Source organism: Streptomyces sp. NPDC042336, from assembly GCF_055581985.1.
This window is the reverse complement of sequence record NZ_JBVJEA010000088.1, coordinates 1-2,703: the sequence shown is the minus strand read 5'-3', so window position 1 is coordinate 2,703 and position 2,703 is coordinate 1. Positions and strand designations below refer to the sequence as shown.

Annotated in this window: 3 protein-coding genes and 2 pseudogenes; 4 read left to right on the top strand and 1 reads right to left on the bottom strand. The window is 65.3% G+C overall.

The window, feature by feature from the left end; translation table 11 throughout:
* Nucleotides 1-134: 134 nt before the first annotated feature.
* From ACZ6IM_RS42495 to ACZ6IM_RS42480, 4 genes and pseudogenes are all read left to right on the top strand, one after another.
* Nucleotides 135-473, top strand: a pseudogene (locus ACZ6IM_RS42495) (transposase); the annotation flags it as partial.
* A gap of 125 nt (nucleotides 474-598) precedes the next feature.
* Entirely contained in the window at nucleotides 599-775 is a 177-nt protein-coding gene (locus ACZ6IM_RS42490) for a hypothetical protein (RefSeq protein ID WP_469564612.1), read from the top strand.
* A gap of 191 nt (nucleotides 776-966) precedes the next feature.
* Nucleotides 967-1,713, top strand: a complete 747-nt coding sequence (locus ACZ6IM_RS42485) for a transposase family protein (protein ID WP_469564610.1) — start codon at nucleotides 967-969, stop codon at nucleotides 1,711-1,713.
* A gap of 138 nt (nucleotides 1,714-1,851) precedes the next feature.
* On the top strand, nucleotides 1,852-2,601 hold the full coding sequence (locus tag ACZ6IM_RS42480) for a transposase (protein WP_469564607.1): 750 nt from the start codon (nucleotides 1,852-1,854) through the stop codon (nucleotides 2,599-2,601).
* A gap of 20 nt (nucleotides 2,602-2,621) precedes the next feature.
* Here ACZ6IM_RS42480 and ACZ6IM_RS42475 read toward each other — a convergent pair.
* Nucleotides 2,622-2,703: pseudogene (locus ACZ6IM_RS42475) on the bottom strand (IS5/IS1182 family transposase); the annotation flags it as partial.

The window sequence follows — 2,703 nt, the reverse complement described above, 5'->3', positions numbered from 1 at the left end:
CCCGAAAAGACCGTCCCTACAAGCGCGTTCGCATCATGCACGCTCGATGATCACAGGCGAGCACTCACCGTCACCACCGACTACGGAACAGACCCAGACGTTCGGTGTAACTCCCGATCATGGAAGATGCATCGATGACCAGTGAGAACGTGTCCGGATCCGAGACTGTCGAGCCCGTGGAGGCTGTCCGGGCGAAGGCTGTGGACGACCAGTTGATCGACGAGCTGGTGGGCCGGGCCCAGGCCGAGGGTCTGTAGCTGACCGGCGAGGGCGGGCTGCTCCAGCAGCTGAACAAGCGGTTGCTGGAGTCCGCCCTGGAGGGCGAGATCACCGACCACTTCGGCTATGACAAGCACGATTCGGCCGGCAAGAACGGCGGCAACTCCCGCAACGGCTGACGCTCCAAGACCGTGCTGACCGACGTCGGCCCGGTGGAGATAACGGTGCCCCGCGACCGCGAAGACTCCTTCGAAGCCCTTGCGCACGCTCGGCTCCTGTTTGGAGTGCTACGACGGCACCCCGGCCGACCCCGCCACCTACATCGCCCCGCCCGGCCAGAGCCACGGCCTGGCTGCCTGACGCACGAGAGGACCGGCACATGCCGACACCGACCACGACACCCGCCACCGGCCCGAGCACCCCGACCGTGGACAAGAACCTCGATGCCGCCTGCGCCATGCTCGCCGACCACGACCTGCCCGCCCTCACCCGCGTGGCCAGCGCCCTCGCCGTCGCCGCTTTAAAGATCTTGCAGAAAATCCTACCAGTTGAATAAAGAATAAGACACTTAAATTCCGTTTGCCGCAGAACGCCTTCAGGCGACTGAGCCGTTTTCATCCTGTCTCTGTGGGGTGAAATGGCAGGTCAGCGGGGGTGTGTAACGAGGCGAGGCTCCTGGTCGTTGCGGTGGTGTTCTCTACGCACCACGCATCGTCCGAGGAGCCTCGCTTGGTCCCGTACCATGCCATGGTCGACGTCCCGTATGAGCTGGTTGAGCACGTTTCCTGGCTCATCTACGCACGAAGGTGTGAACGCCGCTCGCGGTGGCGGAAGCTGGGCTGCTTTCGCCAGGCCCTGCTCGTACTGGTGCACCTGCGGAAGAACGAGACGCTGCCCGCCCTGGCAGCCGGCTTCGGCGTCTCGACAGCCACCGCCTGGCGCTACGTCGACGAGACCCTCGACGTCCTTGCCGCGTGGGCGCCGGGCCTGCACGAGGCCCTGACCGGCCTGGGTGAGGGCGACCACGTGATCGTCGACGGCACGCTGATTCCCATTGACCGCATCGCAGCCGATGAGCCGTACTACTCCATGAAACATCGCAAGCATGGGATGAACGTGCAGGTCATCGACCGTCCCGACGGCACACCTCTGTGGTTCTCGCGTGCGACACCGGGCCGCACCCACGACCTGACCGCGGCCCGGGCCCACGGCATCGTGCAAGCCTGCCTCACCAGAGAGATCCTCGTTCTCGCCGACCGTGCCTACCAGGGCGCCGGCGCCACCGTCCGCACTCCGTACAAGAACCACCGCGAACAGCCCGAGCACTACCAGCAGTTCAACCGCGACCACTCACGGCTGAGAGCTCCTGGGGAACGCGCCTTCGCGCAGCTGAAGTCCTGGCGGATCCTCCGCCGAGCCCGATGCTCCACCCGCCGCATCGGCACCATTGTCCAAGCCGTCCACACGCTCCTGACCTGCAGCTATTCAGGATGAAAACGGCTCAATGAGCTTCTTCAGAGTGGCCACTGATCGGGTGACGGGCCGGTTTGAGGTCGGGGTGTGCAACGGACAGGGCTCCCGTGCCGTTGAGGGAGGTGTTCGACGTCTCAACTCAGCAGCCCAGGAGCCCTGTTGGTTCCCTATCATGCCGCACTTGACCTGCCCCACGCCCTGGTCGAGTGGGTCACGATGCTCATCGTCACCCGTGAGGGTGACCGGCAGTGCAAACTTCCGCCGCACTGCCGTGCGCTGGTCGCACTCGTATGCCTGCGCCGCCACGACACCCTCGCCCAGATCGCCGGAGCCTTCGGGATATCCGTCGGCACCGCCCACGCCTACGTCACCGCAATCACCGAATTGCTCGCCGAGCAGGCGCCGGGCCTGTTGAAGACGCTGTGCGCGCACGACCCGCACTTCGTCCTCCTGGACGGCACGCTCGCCGAGTGCGACCGCGTCGGAGACGGCAGAGCCGACTACTCCTCGAAACACAAGCGGCACGGCGTGAACGTGCAGGTCGTCACCGACCCGGCCGGCGAGATCCTGTGGCTGTCGCCGGCACTGCCCGGCAGAACCCACGACCTGACGGCCGCCCGCACCCACAAGATCCTCCGGATCTGCGAACGCCACGGCGTCCCGGTCCTCGCCGACATGGCCTACATCGGCGCCGGCGACTGGGTCACCACCGCCAAGCGCCGAACACCGGGCGGTGAACTCATCGTCACCGAGAAAACCTTGAACCGAGGCCTGTCTGCTTCCCGGGCGCCTGTCGAGCGAGGCATGGCACGGCTGAAGTCCTGGCAGATCTTCCGCAGATCCCGCATCAGCCCCAACCGCATGAGCGTCATCACGAAAGCCGTCCTCACCCTGGAGAGGCAACGCTGAAAACACTCAGTGAGCCTCTTTCATCCTGAATAGCTGCAGGTCAGCAGTGTGTGGACGGCCTGGACGATGGTGCCGATACGACGTGTGGAGCATCTGGCTCGC